This is a genomic window from Microvenator marinus (assembly GCF_007993755.1).
In the GTDB taxonomy this organism is placed as follows: Bacteria; Myxococcota_A; Bradymonadia; order Bradymonadales; family Bradymonadaceae; genus Allomicrovenator; species Allomicrovenator marinus.
The window spans coordinates 4,682,471-4,700,581 of sequence record NZ_CP042467.1 but is presented as its reverse complement, the minus strand read 5'-3'; the positions used below and the strand labels follow the sequence as shown (position 1 = coordinate 4,700,581).

Annotated in this window: 9 protein-coding genes; 2 read left to right on the top strand and 7 right to left on the bottom strand. The window is 56.5% G+C overall.

Annotated elements, in window-relative coordinates; translation table 11 throughout:
* Nucleotides 1-148 precede the first annotated feature (148 nt).
* Together FRD01_RS19285 and FRD01_RS19280 are read left to right on the top strand one after the other, a co-directional pair.
* Complete coding sequence (locus tag FRD01_RS19285; protein WP_146962570.1) at nucleotides 149-2,041, top strand: zinc-ribbon domain-containing protein; 1,893 nt, start codon at nucleotides 149-151, stop codon at nucleotides 2,039-2,041.
* A 33-nt stretch (nucleotides 2,042-2,074) separates the two neighbouring features.
* Entirely contained in the window at nucleotides 2,075-3,451 is a 1,377-nt protein-coding gene (locus FRD01_RS19280; RefSeq protein WP_146962569.1) for a zinc-ribbon domain-containing protein, read from the top strand.
* Here FRD01_RS19280 and FRD01_RS19275 read toward each other — a convergent pair.
* From FRD01_RS19275 to fusA, 7 genes are all read right to left on the bottom strand, one after another.
* Nucleotides 3,448-3,804 carry a response regulator gene (locus FRD01_RS19275; RefSeq protein ID WP_146962568.1) on the bottom strand — a complete coding sequence of 119 codons (357 nt, stop codon included), beginning with the start codon at nucleotides 3,802-3,804 and terminating at the stop codon, nucleotides 3,448-3,450. The two genes, FRD01_RS19280 and FRD01_RS19275, sit on opposite strands and share 4 nt — an antisense overlap.
* Before the next feature lies 1 nt (nucleotide 3,805).
* Nucleotides 3,806-5,209, bottom strand: a complete 1,404-nt coding sequence (locus FRD01_RS19270; protein ID WP_146962567.1) for a response regulator — start codon at nucleotides 5,207-5,209, stop codon at nucleotides 3,806-3,808.
* Nucleotides 5,210-5,303: 94 nt separating this feature from the next.
* Nucleotides 5,304-5,546, bottom strand: a complete 243-nt coding sequence (gene rpsR, locus FRD01_RS19265) for a 30S ribosomal protein S18 (protein ID WP_146962566.1) — start codon at nucleotides 5,544-5,546, stop codon at nucleotides 5,304-5,306.
* Nucleotides 5,547-5,564: 18 nt separating this feature from the next.
* Entirely contained in the window at nucleotides 5,565-5,720 is a 156-nt protein-coding gene (gene rpmG / locus FRD01_RS19260) for a 50S ribosomal protein L33 (protein WP_146964023.1), read from the bottom strand.
* Between the two features lie 59 nt (nucleotides 5,721-5,779).
* Nucleotides 5,780-9,577 carry an Ig-like domain-containing protein gene (locus FRD01_RS19255; protein ID WP_249755757.1) on the bottom strand — a complete coding sequence of 1,266 codons (3,798 nt, stop codon included), beginning with the start codon at nucleotides 9,575-9,577 and terminating at the stop codon, nucleotides 5,780-5,782.
* Nucleotides 9,574-15,735 carry a DUF4215 domain-containing protein gene (locus FRD01_RS19250; protein WP_146962564.1) on the bottom strand — a complete coding sequence of 2,054 codons (6,162 nt, stop codon included), beginning with the start codon at nucleotides 15,733-15,735 and terminating at the stop codon, nucleotides 9,574-9,576. Before FRD01_RS19250 ends, FRD01_RS19255 begins: the two co-directional genes overlap by 4 nt.
* A 228-nt stretch (nucleotides 15,736-15,963) precedes the next feature.
* Nucleotides 15,964-18,057 (bottom strand): elongation factor G, encoded by a 2,094-nt coding sequence (gene fusA / locus FRD01_RS19245; protein ID WP_146962563.1) that lies wholly within the window; start codon nucleotides 18,055-18,057, stop codon nucleotides 15,964-15,966.
* Between the last annotated feature and the right edge of the window lie 54 nt (nucleotides 18,058-18,111).

Here is an 18,111-nt window from a genome sequence, read left to right as displayed (position 1 = left end):
GTAGAGTCTCGAAATAAGGTGTTGGCTTGCAAGATCGGGATCTCATATGTTCTAATGCCGGTGTCAAAGTTTCTGACATCACAGCTTGCAAGTGGTCGCGCCATCAGACGTCGCGTTGTCCCTGTAGTGATGGGAGCAAAGATCATCAATGATCGTTCAATGTCCAGCCTGCAATTCCAGGTACCGAATCCGTGAAGCGAATATTCCGCCATCTGGCGGTAAGATTCGTTGCCCCTCTTGTGGGCACAGCTTTGTCGTGTATCCCGAGTCTTCATCGTCTCCTTCAAACGAAGACGATGATCGAACGTCGATCACATCACAAAACGCGCTCAACCAGCTCGTCAGCGGCATGGCCTCCAATAAGGCGGTAGCGACCGAAGAGCGGACGGAACAGCTCGATAAAGACGAGGTCAATCGCATTCGTGCCCTCCAAGCACTCGCCGCAAAGATGGGCGACGCCGATGATGGCACGTTGGAGATGCAGAACCCGATGAAGATCTGGCAGGAGGCTCAGGATTCATTGCGTCGTCAAGATGAGGAACTCTCCGAAGGCGAAGAAGATTATGATGCGGCTCCAACCGAGGTTGTGAGCGGCGCGAACCTGGCCAATCTCCCTTTCCCTGGAGCCAAGGTCCCAGCACGAGAGCCCGTGGGAGAGAGGGTGGAGCTTAAATCGAGTGCGCCGCCGCTCCCGGCACCGCCTGCGATTCCGAAGCCACCATCGTTGCCGCCACTTCCGAGCGCGCCATCTCAGGACTCGCCTTATTCAAGCGGTCCTTCGCCTTCGACGATGAACCGTCCGCCATCTGGGCAGTTCCCGACTGCAAGGCCGCCTTCTGGCGCGCATCCCACTCCACCAAGCTACGGCCAGCCCGATAGTGGTCCTAGATTTCCGATGGGCTCTGCTCCGCAGCCACCTGCTTATGGAAGTCAAGACTGGGATTCCAACTCGGATGCCTCAAAGGATATCCTCGCAGCGATTGACGAGGTTGCCGGCGACGAGCCGATGGCACCTCCGTCGGCGGCTACTCCAAACCTCGAGCACGGTGGCCCTTGGAAGCTGAAGACCAATTTTGGGCTCACTTACGAGTTCCCAGACAATAAGAGCCTCAGAAGCTGGTTGTCGAGCCGTGATGAACTCGATGGTTACTCCTTATCCGCAGATGGCGAGAATTTCTTTGCGGTCAATCAGTTCACCCAACTTAAATCACGGCCTTCGGTGTCAGGCCAGATACCGTCCACAGGGATGAGTCATCTTGGGATTCAACAACCGTCTGGGCTTGGTAATCTGCCGGGCTCATCCGGCTCGGGACAATACCCATCGGCAAGCACATCGGGACAGTTCCCAACACCGTCCAGCGGTGGATCTGGGCAATATCCGAGTATGGGTGCAGGCACCTCTGGGCAGTATCCGAGCATGGGATCTGGAGGGTCCGGACAATATCCCGCCATGCCTCCCTCAAGCTCCACGGGTGCCTTTACTCCGCCTTCTCAACTTGGTGCGAGCCCAAGCCAGGCGCACGAACAACACCAAGAGGTTATCCAGAATACCTACAGACCACCTTCGCGAGATGCGGGTGGCTCTAAGATCCTCTGGGCCGTTTTCGTTTTGCTCGTGATCGCCTGCGTGGTTCTCGGCTTGCACACGTTCAATATCGTGAATTTTGCGGAGATTCTGGGCATGGAGTCCAAACCGACTCCTACACAGGTGGCTCCAATCGTGGCCCCGGTGGAGTCTATTGACGCCGTGATCGATGAGAATCCTGAGGCAGACATTGAAAACCTGCTCAAAGAGACGCGTCGAGACCTTCGTGGCAAGAAGCTTCAGAGCGCTTTGGACCGCCTGAACACCATTGAGACTATCGCTCCGAATCGAGCTGAAGTCTTCGAATTGCGGGCGGAGGCCTACGAGGCTCTCGGTCAGACCGAAGAAGCTGAAGCTGCTAAGGCACGAGCCGAAGAATTGAAGGCCGCTGGCGAGGGTGCTCCCGAGGAGCCCGGTACTGCCGAGGAGCCAGGGGCCGAAGCTGAAGGCGAGTAAGGTCACTTTCCCCTCGGAACGGCACTAGAAGCTATGGATGTTCGTTGCCCCCAGTGCCAGACACTCTACGAGCTGGAGACCTCTCAACTTAAGTCGAGAGAGATCACGCTCAAGTGTAGCCAGTGTCAGCACGTCTTTAAGATCGAAACCCGTCAGTCTTCGGTGGTTCAAGAGAATCAGCGCCGCTGGATGATTCGTTCAAAAAAGACCGGCGATATTCTCTATGTCTCGAGCTTCGATGTGCTCCATCAGTGGCTCATGCAGGGCAAGGTCCGCAAGAGTGACCAGATATCTCGAACTGGAAAGAAATGGGTCGTGATATCTGAGATAGGCGAGTTCATGCCTATATTCCAGGTCATCGATAGTATTTCGAATCTGATGGGCTCACCTGAGGACTCTGCCATCGCGGCCAGGATTCCGGAACAGGTCATGGCCTCAGCTGTTCCCGCTCCAAAAGTTGCAAACGAGCCGATTGAGCGCGAAGAGGTGACCCAACGCGCACGGCCACCGAGCCCAACACCTGGCCCGCAAGAGCTGCCACCTGGCCCACCCTCCGTGCACCTTGAGGGTCCATTTGCCAAGCCAAAGGAGCCTGAACACTCTCAGGACGAGTGGTCTTTGGGAGCCGAACTTGGAGATTTGCCATCCACCACGTTTGACCAAGAGCTTACGTCTCAGACCGAGCTTCCAAAGTCGGGTGCCGGTAGGGTTGTGTTTGCACTTCTCTTGATTGCAGGCATTGCCGCAGCCGGTGTGTATTTCTTTCAGCGAGACTTGTTGGATCCAGTGCTCGGTCCAGCTAACAATGAAGTTGTGGCTTTGAGTGAAACGCCGTCGAAGGAGAAGGCGGATAAACCCGCTGAGAAGAGTGGGTTTGAAGTGGGCTCTGAGGCGGGTGATAAGGCCCTGAGCGCAGCTTTGAACGCGGCAGAGGAGCAGAACGCGGCGAAGATGAGCGGCGTGATGAAGGCTCTGCGGCCCTCGATTGACCAAGCACTCGGGCTTGCAACGGAAGAAGCAGAGCTCGCAGCAGAAGGCGGGCTGGTCGACTACAAGCTCGAGGAGGCCAAGCAGGCTCTGAAGTACAATCGAACCGCAAAAGCCATTTCGGTCTATGAGGAAGTTCTCAAAAAGGATGCACGCAACGCCGATGCCTACGTGGGCTTAGGTTGGGCCTACCTTCAGGAAGGCGACAACAACGAGGCCGTGGTGAAATTCCAGCGTGGATTAGAGCTCGATGCGCGCAACGGTGACGCATTGATCGGACTTGGGTCGGCTGAGCGCCAGCGTGGCAATCTGGAGGCCGCTATGCGGGCTTACGACCTCTATCTTGGACGGCATCCTCGTGGGGACAAGGTCAGCATTGCTCAGTATCAACTGGATGCACTCAAGAGGCAGTTGGGGCTCTAGACCTCAAACAATTCCGCGAGCTTCGCGCTCATTCCCATCATTCCAAGATCTTTTGAGAGCGCACCGGCGGCGCCAGTGTTTTCTGCCATCTCATCGAGTTCGGCTTGCGCGCGTCCTGAAATCAGGATGACGCGCCCCACGATACCTTTGGAGCGATACGTCTTGACCGGGTCTTGGTCTACGACACCTGGGAGATTAACATCCGAGATGATCCAATCCGCGGCATCTTTGTCGGGCACATCGGTAGCGGATTCAAAAGTCTGGACTTCGGTACCTAGGGATTCGCAAACCATCTTGAGCATTTCACAGATGAGTTCGCTATCGTCCACCACTAGTACGCGAGTCTTATGCAATTCAGACCTCCAGAACTTCGTTCACAAGGCCGAGCAATTTTTCAGCGCCGACCTCGCCTTTGACTAAGAACCGCGTGGCGCCCAGCCGAATCGCCTCTTGAGCGTTTGCGCCTGAGCTCCTCGAGGTCAAGACCACAAAGGGAATGTCTTTTGTGCGTGGGCTCTCTTTCAACGTCTTCAGGAGTTCGAGCCCTGTCATGGCGGGCATCTCAATATCGGAAATGATCAGGTCAAAATCGCGGAGTGCAATCTTGCGGAGCGCGTCCCGGCCATTGTGAGCGATCTCAATATCGTACGGGCCTTCCGAGAGCACGAAAGCAATTGAAGCGGCGATAGTCTCAGTGTCCTCGACGATCAGAACGGAACGTCTGGATTCGGCGCGCGTGGGCACATAGGGCGCATCAACGAGCAAATCGCTGACCCGAGCCACGAGCTCGCCACCGCCGATGGAACCTTTGATCAGGAAGTCGTCCGCGCCAGCAGCTAGGCCTCGCGCGCGATCTTCTTCTGAGTCCAGTTGGGTCAGAAGAATGATCGGAACATCTTCGAGCATCTCGTCGGCCTTCATGGCCTTGACCAGCTCGTAGCCGTCCATGTCCGGCATAGACACATCACTGATCACCAACGAGTAAGCGCCTTTCCTGAGTTTTTCGAGCGCCTCTGAGCCCGAGTTGGCCACATCCACGGGGATATCGAGTTCTGTAAGGATAAAGCCAATACTCGAGGCGATGGTGCTCACGTCATCAACTACGAGAATGCGTTGTTCCAGCACACGAGTATCCGTGGAAGTCTGGTCTCGTCGAAACTCATCGTGGCGGGTCTTAAGCTGCTTGATGGCGAGCTCGAGTTCTTCGATGACGTCATCCACCAGCGCGTCTACGGCTTCGTCCGGATTCTCAATAGTGGACTTCAGAACCGCAAAGGCTCTTAGAATCGGCCTTGTAGGAGAGGCCAAATCTTTGGCTTTTCCATAGGAAACAATGCACTTTTCAAGGGCGCCGGCGAGTCGAGCGATATCGCGGAGCTCGAGCATGGCTGCGCCACCGCGGATAGCGTGGAGGTGTTCCGCGCTGAGCCGAACGGCCTCTTGATTGTCGGAATCAAAGACCCCGTTGATTGAGAGCGAAAGCCCCGCCATGCGTTTTTGGGATTCTTGGATGAAGGAGGCGACGAATCGGTCGAGCCCACTGATCTTCTGAGGCGGCAAAGGAGTCGCGTCAGCTAGCTCCTCAAACGCTCCCAGAGCCTCGGAGACGCCTTTTGCCCAGTCACGTGGCACTTTGCCCTCGTTTATCTCTTGGACGAGCGTCTGGATGCCCAGAGCGATTTGCTGGATACCCTCGGACTTGACCTTCGGGTCTGAAGCGATTTCCCAGATTCTCTCAGCGAGCTTCTCTAGCTCCATAACCCTTCACCGTCGGGGGATCGGACAAAAAGAAACACAAAAAGGCATCCCGCGCAATCACAGGATGCCTGAGAGGTGTTTACATGCGACGAAATTAGGAGTGGTGCGTCGTGTAAGGCAGGAGCGCGATCTGACGAGCGCGGAGGATCTCCTGACGAAGCTTGCGCTGGTTGAGCGCGTTCACTCCGGTGATGCGACGAGGAAGAATTTTTCCAGTCGAGGTCACGAAAAGCTTGAGGAGCTCGGGGTTTTTGTAGTCGATCTTCCAGGCTTTGTTTTGCTCGAAAGGATCGACTTTTTTGCGCCGACGCCAGTTAATTTTTTGATACTTGCTCATGATATAAACCTTATTGGATCACTTGATCTTGGCTTCTACAAATTCAACATGCTGACGAATGACGGGATCGTACTTCTTGAGACGAAGTTTGTCTGGCGTCTTTCGCTTGTTCTTCATGGTTGTGTAGAAGAAGCCGGTCCCGGCTGACGATACCATTCTAATTTTTTCACGCATCATACACCTCTTCACAGACCCTGCAGTGGGCAGGGCGCCGGATAGTATGGAAGGAACTCTTAAGTTGCAAGTGTTTTTTTCTTAGTTTTTCGACTTCTTGGCTTCCAGAGCCAGAAACCCAGAAGAATCGGCCAGATATAAGGGGCAGCACCACTCGAACAGCCCGAACAACCGGCCTCCTCTTCCTCTTCGAGCGGCCCGCCCGGCACCGTCACGTCTGTGCAGGCGTCCCCACGGCCGTCCTCATCCGTATCTATCTGATTTGGATTAGAAATTCCGGGGCAATTGTCAGTCTGATTGGGAATGGAGTCCCCGTCCCTGTCATCATCACAAACATCACCGATCCCATCTTGATCCATGTCTTCTTGGTCTGAATTCGGAGCATCTGGGCAGTTATCAGCGTCGTTAGGCACGCCATCACCGTCGCGGTCATCGTCGCACACATCGCCGAGGTCGTCGCCGTCCGAGTCCGTCTGATCCATATTCGGCGTTGAAGGACAGTTATCTACGAGATCGGCGATCCCATCTTCGTCTTCGTCGGCGACATCGGGATCACACGTATCCCCGATGCCGTTCTCATCCGCGTCGATTTGATCAGGATTGAAGACGGTCCTGCAATTATCGAAACCATCGGTGATGCCGTCGTTATCCGAATCCGCGTCGATGAAGTCCGGAATGCCGTCCGAATCCGAATCGATCGGCGGTGTGGCCAGATCAGAATCCCCGGCTTCTTCTGAGTCAGGGACGGTATCGTCATCGGAGTCGAGGTCGAGCACATCCGGAACCTGGTCGCCGTCAGTGTCGCGAGGCGCTTGGCCAAGACCCCACTCTTGTCCGTCGGTGATCAAATCGCCATCCGTGTCTGGGTTATCCGGGTCGGTGTTCCACTCGAGTTCTCGAGCATTGGAGATGCCATCGCCGTCTCTGTCGTCATCACAGAGATCTCCCACACCATCGCCATCGAGATCAGCTTGGTCTTCGTTCTGGTCTAGCGGGCAGTTATCATCCGCATCTTGCACGCCGTCATCATCCGAGTCGAAATCTCGGTAGTTCGGAATGCCGTCGCCATCCGTGTCGACCAGGCCTTCTTCGGCATCGAGAAGGCCGTCATCATCTGAGTCGAGATCGAGTGCGTCGATGGTACTGTCATCGTCCGTGTCTCTCGGGTTTGAGAGATCTGGTCCTACCTCTTCTTTGTCGCTAATACCGTCGCCGTCGGAATCGGAGTCGTTGGGGTCGAGGCCGACCTGAATCTCCCATTCATCGGGGAGGCCGTCGAGATCGCGGTCTTCGAAGCTGAGCCTTACCTGGACCTCACGCGTGATGGTGATGTCGTTGTCAGCGGCGGAGAAGGTCATCAGTACGTTTGTATTTTGCAAACCCGTCTGCCATTCAAAAACTCCGGTGGCCGCATCAAAGGTGGCGGCCGCAGGCTTGTTCGCCAACGCATAGACCACTGTGTCTTCGGGGTCGTCGTCTCGAGCAGCCACGATGATTCTGAGAGGAAGTCCTGCGATATGGTCGATTGGTCTGTTGGGTGTAGGTGCAATCCAGACTGGCACCGAGTTCACGCGCAAGACCGTGACGGTCACGGTAGCGCTTGCAAAACGTCCACTTGGGTCCTGCGCGGTGTAGCTGAAGGAATCCGTGCCCCAGTAGTGAGAGTTCGGAACGTATTCGACGGTATTGTTGACGATCTGAGCCGTTCCATTGGCAGGCTGCGTAACCTGAGACACCACCAGATCACCGCCTTCCGGGTCTGAGTCGTTCGCTAGAACATCGATGGTAATGGAGGTGTTTTCAGAGACGTTGATTTCGTCTGCCACGGTCACGGGTGGGTCAGGGACCTCGGCGATGGCCACCACGATTTGTCCCACGGATTCCAACTGGCCATCGGAGACGCGGTATTCAAACGTATCTGTACCCGAAACGTTAGGATTTGGAGTGTAGACGACGCTGCCACTTTGGATGGCGATGGAGCCTTTGGTGGCGCCGGTCACCGAGACCAAATTCAGCTGGTCTTGATCAGGGTCCGTATCGTTGTCCAGAGGGTCGAACGTGACCGGGGTATCCTCAAGCGTGTTGATATTGTCGGCGTTAGCTACGGGAGCTCGGTTGCCGGTTTCAATGGTCACGGTGACCGTGGCCTGGTCAAATCCACCGTCCGCACTGACAAGGTATGTGAACGTGTCCTGCCCGGTGAAATTGAACCCGGGAATGTAGCGGACCTGACCGTTCTCGATCTGCGTGGTTCCGTTTTGGCCCGCATTGACGCTCGTGAGCGTGAGCGGGTCGTTTTCGGGGTCTGTGTCGTTTGCAAGAACATCGATGAGCACGGACGCGTTGAGGGTAGTTTGGGCGTTATCGTCCACGGCTACCGGAGGCTGATTCAGTGCGGGCGTCGTGATGGTGACCGTGGCCACATTTGAGGTCCCCTGCCCATCTGTGGCCGTATACGTGAAGGAGTCTTGACCGCTGAATCCCTGGCTCGGTGTGTAGATAAAGCTCCCGTTGGCGTTGAGCGTAAGCGTGCCGTTGGACGCCGTCTGCACGAGCGTCGCGCTCAGAGGGTCACCTTCTGGATCGGTATCATTGCCGAGCACTCCGGGTGCCCCGATCGAGTAAACGCCAAACCCGCTTGTGGTATAGGCATCATCAAGGGCAGTCGGAACCGAAGGCACATCGTAGATATAGACGTTTCCGCCCTGCCCTGGCGCCCCGACCACGAGTTTGGAGCCGTAAAAAAGTCCGGCGCCATAGACCACGGAGCCGTTCTCGGATTGAGAGTGTTCGAGCCCCCAGTTGCTAGCGCCCCCGATATCGCGTCCAAAAATCTCCACGTTTCCTCGTGGGGTCGCGAGCGGTCTTCCCACGGCGACTCTTGATCCGCGTGCGGCAACGGAGCTTCCGAACCCGGTATTCGCCGCACCGCTGAGTTCTTTGACCCAGGTAGCCTGTGGCTTTGACCACGTGAAAATATGAGCCCTGGAGGCCCCCGGAGCTCCGGCTACCAAGACTTGGCCGTCCAAGGCCAAAGCTTCGGCAACTCGGTCCGATGCCCCGCTTGATTGTGCCTCAAACTCAGCGAAGGCCGGCCATTCTGCGGGTAGTGGTTCGGGCTCGTTCGGGTCTTCCACTATGACTCTTTCAAACGCCACAAAGGCGCCCTTTGAGGACGCACGCCCTGGCATTCCGGCAATGATGGTGTCGCTTAGCGGGTCGTAGACCACCGAGGCGCCAAGGCGCTCGTTAGTCTGTGAGAGCTGTGAAGTTGAAACGGCGAGCCCCCAATCGAAGGTTTGAGGGTCTTGAGTCTCGACGTAGAGGTTTCCACGAGCGTTCGCCTCGGGTGCTCCGCCTCCATAGACGTCTGCCCCCGCAAACACGCTGGTTCCGAGCTTTTGGCCCGGTCCTAATGCCGTGGTTTTTCTCACAAAGTTTAGATTTGAGCGCGAGAAAAGGTAGATGGCGCCAGCGTCCAGACCACCTTCGGAATCCCCTGGGGCTCCGACCACGAGCCAATCTTGCGATGCAGCTACGGCGTGTCCGAAGCGTGCATTTGCAGATGCATTCGGCGCCTGGATAGTCTGAACTTGTGCCCACGTCCCGATTGACCCGCGTTCATAAACCGCAACAATGCCTGCCCCGGGTGCCCCAATATACGCCCGAGTCCCAAATATTACCGCGCTCGCCCCGAGCTCGTCGGTATTCTGAGCGCCATTGAGCGTCAAGATCGACTCCAGGTTTGTGATCGCCTGAGACCTAGTAACTTCATCTGGAGCTTTTTGGGACACGTCGGGGGTGTCTTCGCACCCTGCAAAAATCAGAAGTGCTGTGAGTAGAGCCGTAATTCTCATTGAAGGCCCTCCCCGCAGAAACACTTGCTGACCGGGTCTCCTGGGAGTTCTGGACCCTCTGGGCACACACAGACATTTCGGAACCCACATTCTTCGGGACCGCAAGACGCTTGACCGTCCGGGCAACCCGACGCCGTCTGGTCGGGTTCTCCGTCACAGGAGTTATCGCGGCCGTTGCAGATTTCTGGTGCGCCCGGGTAGGTGAACCGGTCGTCGTCGTCGCAGTCGGTCCCGTCGGGACAGAAGACCGGGTCAAAGTCATCGTGTCCGTCGCCATCACCGTCGGTGCAGCCTCTGCTACAAATGGCGGCGTCTGGCGCCGAGCACTGAATCCCGTTTGCGGTACAGATATAGACACCGATTCGGCACCCATCTTCGGTAACCTGGTCGCTGATACAGAAGGCTTCGTCGATAGGCGCGCTTTCGGTTCTGACCTGAAGACCAGCAGCACGGTTCAAATCCGACTTTGGAAGACCGGGCTGTACACGCCTCCATGCATAGCGCCAGATCATGTCGGTGTAGACGATTCGATATTCGATCGGATTGAGGAAATAGGCGTTCCACAAGGGCCGTGGCGCCCATGTATCGGACTCGATTCGGTCGTTACCGAACTCCTCGATTTTGAAATCCGCGTCGTAGCGACCATTTGAGGACTCAAAACGCTTCAAGACTTTGTCGCTTGTGCTCGCCGGTGGACGGTCGTCGTACCAGGCCACAAACGAGCGTTCCAAAGGCGTGGTTCCCAGCGCCCTCACCCCCATCTTGACATCACGTCCTCCAAAGTCATCCTCGTCATCGTCGTCGTCGCTGTAAGCACCAATGAAGACGGGCGTTGAGATTTGGCCAGTAGGCAGATGGCGATGCGCCGCAAGATTGACCTGCCGAACTCGCTGGAACGAAGACCCGTCAATCTGGCGTGCGTCGGTGTAGCCGAGGCGGTTATCACCGCTTCGTGTGCGACGCCTCACCCAATCGTTGATGGTCTGGTTCGAGTCGAATGTCGGCCAAACGCGCCAGCGCTGTATATCCCACTGACGGGTGTAGAGCATGGGGACTCGGAGGTCGTCCAGAGCGTCCACGCGCCCATCACAGGTGTTGTCCACGCCATCACACACTTCGAAGGCCGCGGCATTGACGGAATTGAAGCAGCGCATTTGCCAATTGGTACACTGATGCAATGAGCCACGTCCACAGATTCCGGGACGGTACGTATCGCATTCAAATCCGGAGGCCGGATCGAAGGAGTTGTACTCCAGCGGGACCACGCCAATGGTCAATGTCTCGTCGCGCCGCGCCACTTTGATAGGCTTGTTGCGCTCGCCGTTCATGACTTCCCAGGCGACGATATCGCCGGAGAATTGCGAGTTGATTTCAGCCTGCCATGGCTTATCCGCTGGCATCTCAAACGCGATACCTCCGGTAGTGCCAGCCACGGAGTTGATGAAGACCTGCACTTGAGTTTCGTTCCCGTGTTTTGGCGCGATGGTGTAGCCTTCACGGTCTCGGTCATCCATCAAGACCACGCTTGGGTCCTCGTTGAGGAAACGAATTGAGTAGGTGACCTCGGCGTAGCCTTGGGCGGGGTCGTCGTCACCGTGAGCGAGCCAGATGTAGTACTTCTTGTTGCCCTCATCGAGGAAGAAGATCACGCGTGCTTTAGACTTTTGGAGCACGTCTCGAGCGGCCGAAACGGCGGTAGCATCTGGAAGTTGCACCCAATCGTCAAAACTCGTTCCCGGTTGGGTGTAAGGCCGTGGCCAAACAGCGGGTGAGGAGAGCTGCGAGGCATTGAGACGGTGGCCGAGGTTCTTGAACGGGTGGTTCGCGTTATAATCCGTAATCAGGTCGGTCGCGATGGCCTCACACGCACTGTTCGCGCAGCGGCCGTCGTAGCATGCGTGTGATGGGTCGGAGCAGTCGGCATCATCACCACATTCCGCGAAACACGCCCCACCAAAGCAGACCTCGCCCGCGCGGCATCGAGTGCTTCCGCAATCGGTGGCGAGGCAGACATCGCCGTAGCAAATCGAGTTTGGATCGGAGCAATCGGCATCGGTTCCGCAGCTCTCGTAGCAGGTTCCGCCGTAACAGGCCTCGCCGGTTGGGCAGTTTACGCCATCACATGCAGGATCTTCAGGGCTCACGCATCGCTCGTCAAAGCAGATAGAGTCTCGGTCGGAGCAGTCAGCGTCTACGTTGCAGGTCTCGTAGCAAGTTCCGGCGTAGCAGGTCTCACCGCCGCCGCATGTGGTACCGGCGCAAGGGTCCTGGCAGCGCGAGTCGAAGCAAATATGGCTTGGATCGGAGCAGTCGATGGTGGACCCACAAGACTCAAAACAGGCGCCGCCGTAGCAGACGTTGTCCGTTGGGCATTGAACGCCGGCACAATCGTCTGCCGCGCATCGATCATCAAAACAGCTATGGGTCGGGTCCGAGCACACAGCGCCGCCAGCACAGGACTCAAAGCAGGTTCCGGCGTAGCAGATATCGCCCTGCGGGCATTGAACTCCCGCGCAGGCCTCTGAGGTACATCGGCCGTCGTAGCAGGCGTGGGTAGGGTCTGAACAATCGGCGGTTTCGCCACAGGTCTCAAAGCACGCGCCGCCGTAACAGATATCGTCCACGGGGCACGCGACGTTTGCACAGACGTCGTCTGAGCAGCGGTCTTCGTTCCAACACAAGGCGGTCATGCTCACCGTGGAGCAATCTGGGTTCAAGTCACAGTCTACAAAGCAATAGCCGCCCCAACAGGATTCGCCCACAGGACAAAGGGTTCCGGTGCACGGGTCGGAGGCGCAGAGTCCGTTATAGCACTCGTGGGTGGGGTCGGTGCAGTCGGCGTTTGAGGCGCATGGGTCAAAGCAGCCGCCAAGATAGCAGCTCATGCCTTCGGGGCATTGAACGCTCTCGCAGGCGTCAGTCATACAGAAGTTCTCGAAACAGATATCACCGGGGTCGGTGCAGTCTACGTCGGAGGCGCAGAGGTCGAAGCAGTTTCCGCCAAAGCATCCGGTGCCGGTTGGGCATTGAACGCCGTCACAGGCGTCTGTTGCGCAGCGAGCGGCGTCGTAGCAGGCGTGGCCGGGGTCCGTGCAGTCCACGTTCTGGGTACAATCCACAAAGCATGAGCCGCCATAGCAGAACTCGCCTTCGGGGCAGATGACGTTGGAGCACGGATCAGCGGCAGGCGCGCAGCGTGTGGCGTCCCAACATGCGTGGGATGGGTCGGAGCAATCGTCGTCGACGAGGCAGCTCTCAAAGCAGTTTGCCTGCCAGCATACCTCGTCCATGAGGCAATCGATTCCGCCGCATGGCGTGGTCATGCAGTAGCCGTCATAACACTCGGCGTTCATGTCTGAGCAGTCCGCGGTGACCGCGCAGGGCTCGTAGCAGCCACCTTCACGGCAGGTTTCGCCCACAGGACACTGGACGTTTCGGCACTTTTGGCCGGCCTGCAGACAGCGTTGTGATTGGTAGCAGCGCGTATCGGCCTGGGTACAGTCGATATCCGAGTTACATCCCGGGTAGCATGCGCCCTCGTAACAGATATTGGCGCCAGGACATGTCACGGAGTTGCATGGTTCGTTGTCCAGACAGACGAACGAGTCGTCGAAACACGTTTGAGCGGGGCAATCCGGTGTATCTACACACTGGTCGAAACACGCGCCGGCGTGGCACGCCTGACCAAGCGGGCAGTCGTTGTCGGCGAGCCCATCGTCGATCAAGTTGTTGCAGTCGTTATCAAAGCCATCGCAGGATTCTACCGAAGGCGTGACATCGGTACACGCGCCCATCACACCACCGCTGCAGGTTTCGGTGCCGGCCACACACGGACCAACACCCTCGGTGCCTGCAGGGCCTGTGTAACACGCTTGCGAGAACGTGTTGTTGGTCGCATCGCAGGCTCCCGTGCCGGCGTTGCAGAAGTCGTCCGTGCAGAGGTTCGCGTCATCGCACGTGGTGCACCCCGTTTGTTGAACGTTGGTAGCCGTCACAACGGCAAAGCAGGTTCCGGCGTTACAGTAGTAGTCTCGGTATTCCTCATCCTGGCAGTCGCACGATTGCCCACCGCCTGAGCAGCACGCGTAAGGTGTTCCAACGTTGTACCAACCGTCCTGCAGATTACAGTTCTCGCATGAGGTCGTGGTCCCACAATCTGTATCCGTCTGGGTGCAGACGAGTACGTTTTGGCAGGTTCCGGTCGCGCATGAATCTGCGGTGGCTGCGTTTCCATCGTCACAGGTCAACGAGGCGTCGGGGTCGTCGTCGGTGACGGCGTTACAATCGTTGTCGATGCCGTCACAGACCTCTGCGGCGGGCAAAACCTGACCGGCACAAACACCGGGATCGCGGCAGTATTCCAAACCGTCGGCGCATGCCCCAACGCCCTGGGTGCCCGAAGTGCCGTCATAACATGCCACCGCGGGAACCTCTGAGTTCACACATGACGTACTCGTGCAAGTATCCTGAGTACAGATATCACCGTCGCGGCATCCCACAAAATCGAAGCTTGGGAGGGTGTACGAGGTAAATGAGCCTCCACTTGTTGTGTTCGTGGAACAGAACCTGCTGGTGGTCGACTCGTAGCAACTGTACTCGTAGTAGGCGAGTCGCTGGTATGTGAAATAGACTCCATCGACGCAGTCGAAATAGTTAAATAGATTCCAGCGCGTCTGCGACTCACAATCCGAGCATGTACCGGAACCGCAACCACAGTTTCGCGTCGCGTCGGAACAAAGTTCGGCCGACGGGGGCTTGCAGCTCAAGGTCGCGGCATCGCACGTAGCCTTTTGATTGCCACCACAACCCCCAACTGCCTCGTAGTCAAAACACGGCGTTGGCCCGGTTCGGATGACGAACTCCAGGGCGTAACTCGATGACATCAGAGAATCCCAGCCAGGGGCAGTGAGCGCCGCATCCTCAACACCGTCAGCGTCTTTCCAACTCCCCTCGAAGTAGGAGTTCAATCCCGGCCTTACCGTGTGGCCACCTTGAATGATTTCCCATCTCATCAAGAGGTATCCACCCGCGTGCGAGTATGCACCCGTCACAGGAAACCGGAGGTCGAAGTTTCGAAGCTTTGTATCCCCGTTATGAGGCATCGTGTAATCGTCCACCACGAGCGTCCATGGGCTCGTTCGGTTACTTAAAGAATCGGAACTAGCCATCCAAATTCTGGCGCGCAAAGGAGCCGTCTCCGCAGAAATGCTGTCGAACGAAAGAATCTCTCCCCCAGCCAAACTGAATGCTGCGATATTGTAGTACGCGAAAATTCGATACGGGTTTGCAGCATCGCTGCCAATATAGGTGCTGTTAGAGACACCCGACGTGCCAATATACTTGACCAAGTTTCCGGGGGTGCAGCTCGTAGTTGGCATACAAAACGCGCCGCATTCAAAACCTGGCTCAACCGTCAGACAATCGGCAGCACAACCGTCCCCGGCTACCGTATTTCCGTCGTCACACGCTTCGCCGGCATCGATGAACCCATTGCCGCACACCTCAGCAGCGCACATCGCGCTACATCCATCTCCGTCTACGAGATTCCCGTCATCACAGCCTTCACGTGGGGTCTGGATTCCATCACCACAGACCTCGGTACACACCGATGGCAGACCGACTTCGTTAGCGCAGCTATAGCCGGGTCCAACGGTACAATCAGCAAGGCACCCCGGGTGAGTACCTGTGAGCTGGAACATATCGCAGGCCTCAGTTGGCTGAACGATTCCGTCGCCACACGACTCAACCTTGCACGTATCGCTACACCCATCATTGTTGACGAGGTTCGAGTCATCGCACTCCTCGCCCGGATCCACGGTGCCGTTGCCGCAAATCGATGTTCTGACACACGAGGAGAGCTCGCCTTGTGCGCCGGTACACGAGTACTCAATCTCGACTTCGCAATTATGGTCGCACCCATCACCGGACATCTGGTTGCCGTCATCGCAGGTCTCAAGCGGGGTGTTGTTCCGGATGCCGTCGCCGCAGTACTCCAATTGACAGAGCGAATCGCACCCATCAAAGCTCACGGTATTGCCATCGTCGCAGTTCTCGCTCGCTTGACGCGTCCCATCACCACATATTGCAAATGCAACATCAGCGCCCACGAACGTGAGAGCCAATGCAACAAAGAATTGCATCGCGCGTAAATACCGCATGGGTATCCTTGGTCCTGGATTTCTTATTCTCTTGACCAAAATAATGCGCGTCCCCCGGGACTTTTACAAGTTTCGTCTAAAGTTTTCGTATTCAGTTTCTACACTTTAGAATACGGCAAACCTTCAAAAAACATCAATATTTTGACGTTAGTGCTTCGATCATGAACAAAAAAATGACGAGGTGTTTCCACCTCGTCATTTTTAGTAATCTCGAAAGTAGGTCTAAGCTCAGCGGCCAGCAGCGCGCTTAGCCTGGTATTCCTTGACCAACTCCTCTTGGATCTGGCGTGGAACCGGTCCGTACTTTTTGAATTCCATGGAGAATTCAGCCTTTCCTTGTGTACCCGAACGAAGTTCGTTGGAGTAACCGAACATCTCGCTCAATGGAACTTCAGCTTCGATCGAGCTGATGCCGTGCTTGGACGTATTGCCCACGATGACACCACGACGCTTGTTGAGCGTTCCGAGCACGGTTCCTGCGAACTCCTCAGGGGTGTCAGCCACAACCTTCATGATCGGCTCGAGGATGATTGGGTTAGCCTTCATGTAGGCTTCGCGGAACGCAGCGCGTGACGCGATCTGGAACGCCATATCACTCGAGTCAACGGGGTGGAACTGACCGTCATTGATGCACGCACGGATATTGACCACGGGGAATCCGATGAGCGCGCCTTCTTGCATGGCCTGCTGGAAGCCCTTGTCGCAGGATGGTTGGTATTCCTTCGGAATCACACCACCAACGATATTGTTGACGAACTCGTAGTTGACGCCTTCCTCAGTAGTTGGCTCGAGGTAGCCAGCCACGCGAGCGAACTGACCCGAACCACCGGTCTGCTTCTTGTGGGTGTAGTTGAAGTCTGCACGCGACGAAATCGCCTCGCGGTAGGCAACCTGTGGCTGACCCACTTCAACTTCCACACCGTACTCACGACGGATACGCTCGATGTAGACTTCAAGGTGAAGCTCACCCATACCGCCGATGATGGTCTGCCCTGACTCCTCGTCGCGGTGGACGCGGAAGGTTGGGTCTTCTTTCGAGAAGCGGTTGATGGCTTTGGAGAAGTTGGCAAGGCCGTCCTTCTTCTTCGGCTCCACAGCGAGCGTCACCACAGGCTCAGGAACGAACATCGAGGTCATGGTGTAGTTGACGGTGCCGTCGGTGAAGGTATCACCGGAGGCGCAGTCGATACCGAAGAGCGCCACGATATCGCCGGCTTGAGCCGATTCCACATCGTGCATCTCGTCGGCGTGCATCTGAACCAGACGACCAGCCTTGTGCTTCTTGTTGTTCACACAGTTGAAGATGGTGTCGCCTTTGTCGAGTTTACCCTGGTAAACACGGCAATAGGTGAGCTGGCCGTAGCGGCCATCTTCAAGTTTGAACGCAAGCATGACGAGTGGCTTCTCAGGCACTGGCTCGAGTTGCACCTCTTGCTCATCGTTGTCCTGGTCAAGTGCATGGTACCCAATCTCGAGCGGGCTCGGAAGGAGTTCACAGACTTTGTCGAGAAGTCGCTGAATGCCTTTGTTCTTATATGCAGAACCGCAGCAGACTGGCGTAATTTTACGTGCGATCGCTGCTTTTCGAAGGGTCGCGAGAGCTAGGTCGTAAGGGACTTCTTCGCCCTCAAGGAAGAGCATCGCGAGCTCGTCATTGTGGTCAGCGAGCGCTTCCAGAAGCTTTTCACGCTGTGCTTCACAGACTTCAACGAGATCCGCAGGGATATCTTCTTCACGGATGATCTCACCGTTGTCGCCGTCGAAGTAGTAAGCGCGCATGTTCAGAAGGTCCACGTGACCCGCGTGACGGTCCTCAAGACCGATCGGGTGCTGGATCATGACCGAGTTATGGCCGAGGTCGGTGCGAAGCTGCTCGCACACGCGCAACGGATCCGCACCTGCGCGGTCACATTTATTCACGAACGCGATACAAGGCACGTTGTAGCGCTTCATCTGACGGTCCACCGTGATGGACTGCGACTGAACCCCAGCCACCGAGCAGAGCACGAGGATAGCGCCGTCGAGCACGCGCAGCGCACGTTCCACCTCGATGGTGAAGTCTACGTGGCCCGGAGTGTCGATGACGTTCAGGTTGTACTTGCCCCAGGTCGCGTAGGTCGCCGCGGACTGAATCGTAATACCTTTTTCGCGCTCAAGATCCATCGAGTCCATCTTGGCGCCGACACCGTCTTTACCGCGCACTTCGTGAATCGCGTTGATGCGGCCCGTGTAAAAGAGAATGCGCTCGGTGAGCGTCGTTTTACCGGAGTCGATATGCGCTGAAATTCCAATATTTCGCAGTAGATTTAGGTCTTTCGCCATGATGGTTACCTGTTATTCCTCTTCTTAGAGGCATCTTATGAAATTACGATGCCC

Coding starts and splice junctions, on each gene's coding strand:
- FRD01_RS19285 (WP_146962570.1), top strand. CDS start 149: ATGATCGTTCAATGTCCAGCCTGCAATTCCAGGTACCGAATCCGTGAA.
- FRD01_RS19280 (WP_146962569.1), top strand. CDS start 2,075: ATGGATGTTCGTTGCCCCCAGTGCCAGACACTCTACGAGCTGGAGACC.
- FRD01_RS19270 (WP_146962567.1), bottom strand. CDS start 5,209: ATGGAGCTAGAGAAGCTCGCTGAGAGAATCTGGGAAATCGCTTCAGAC.
- rpsR (WP_146962566.1), bottom strand. CDS start 5,546: ATGAGCAAGTATCAAAAAATTAACTGGCGTCGGCGCAAAAAAGTCGAT.
- rpmG (WP_146964023.1), bottom strand. CDS start 5,720: ATGCGTGAAAAAATTAGAATGGTATCGTCAGCCGGGACCGGCTTCTTC.
- FRD01_RS19255 (WP_249755757.1), bottom strand. CDS start 9,577: ATGAGAATTACGGCTCTACTCACAGCACTTCTGATTTTTGCAGGGTGC.
- FRD01_RS19250 (WP_146962564.1), bottom strand. CDS start 15,735: ATGCGGTATTTACGCGCGATGCAATTCTTTGTTGCATTGGCTCTCACG.
- fusA (WP_146962563.1), bottom strand. CDS start 18,057: ATGGCGAAAGACCTAAATCTACTGCGAAATATTGGAATTTCAGCGCAT.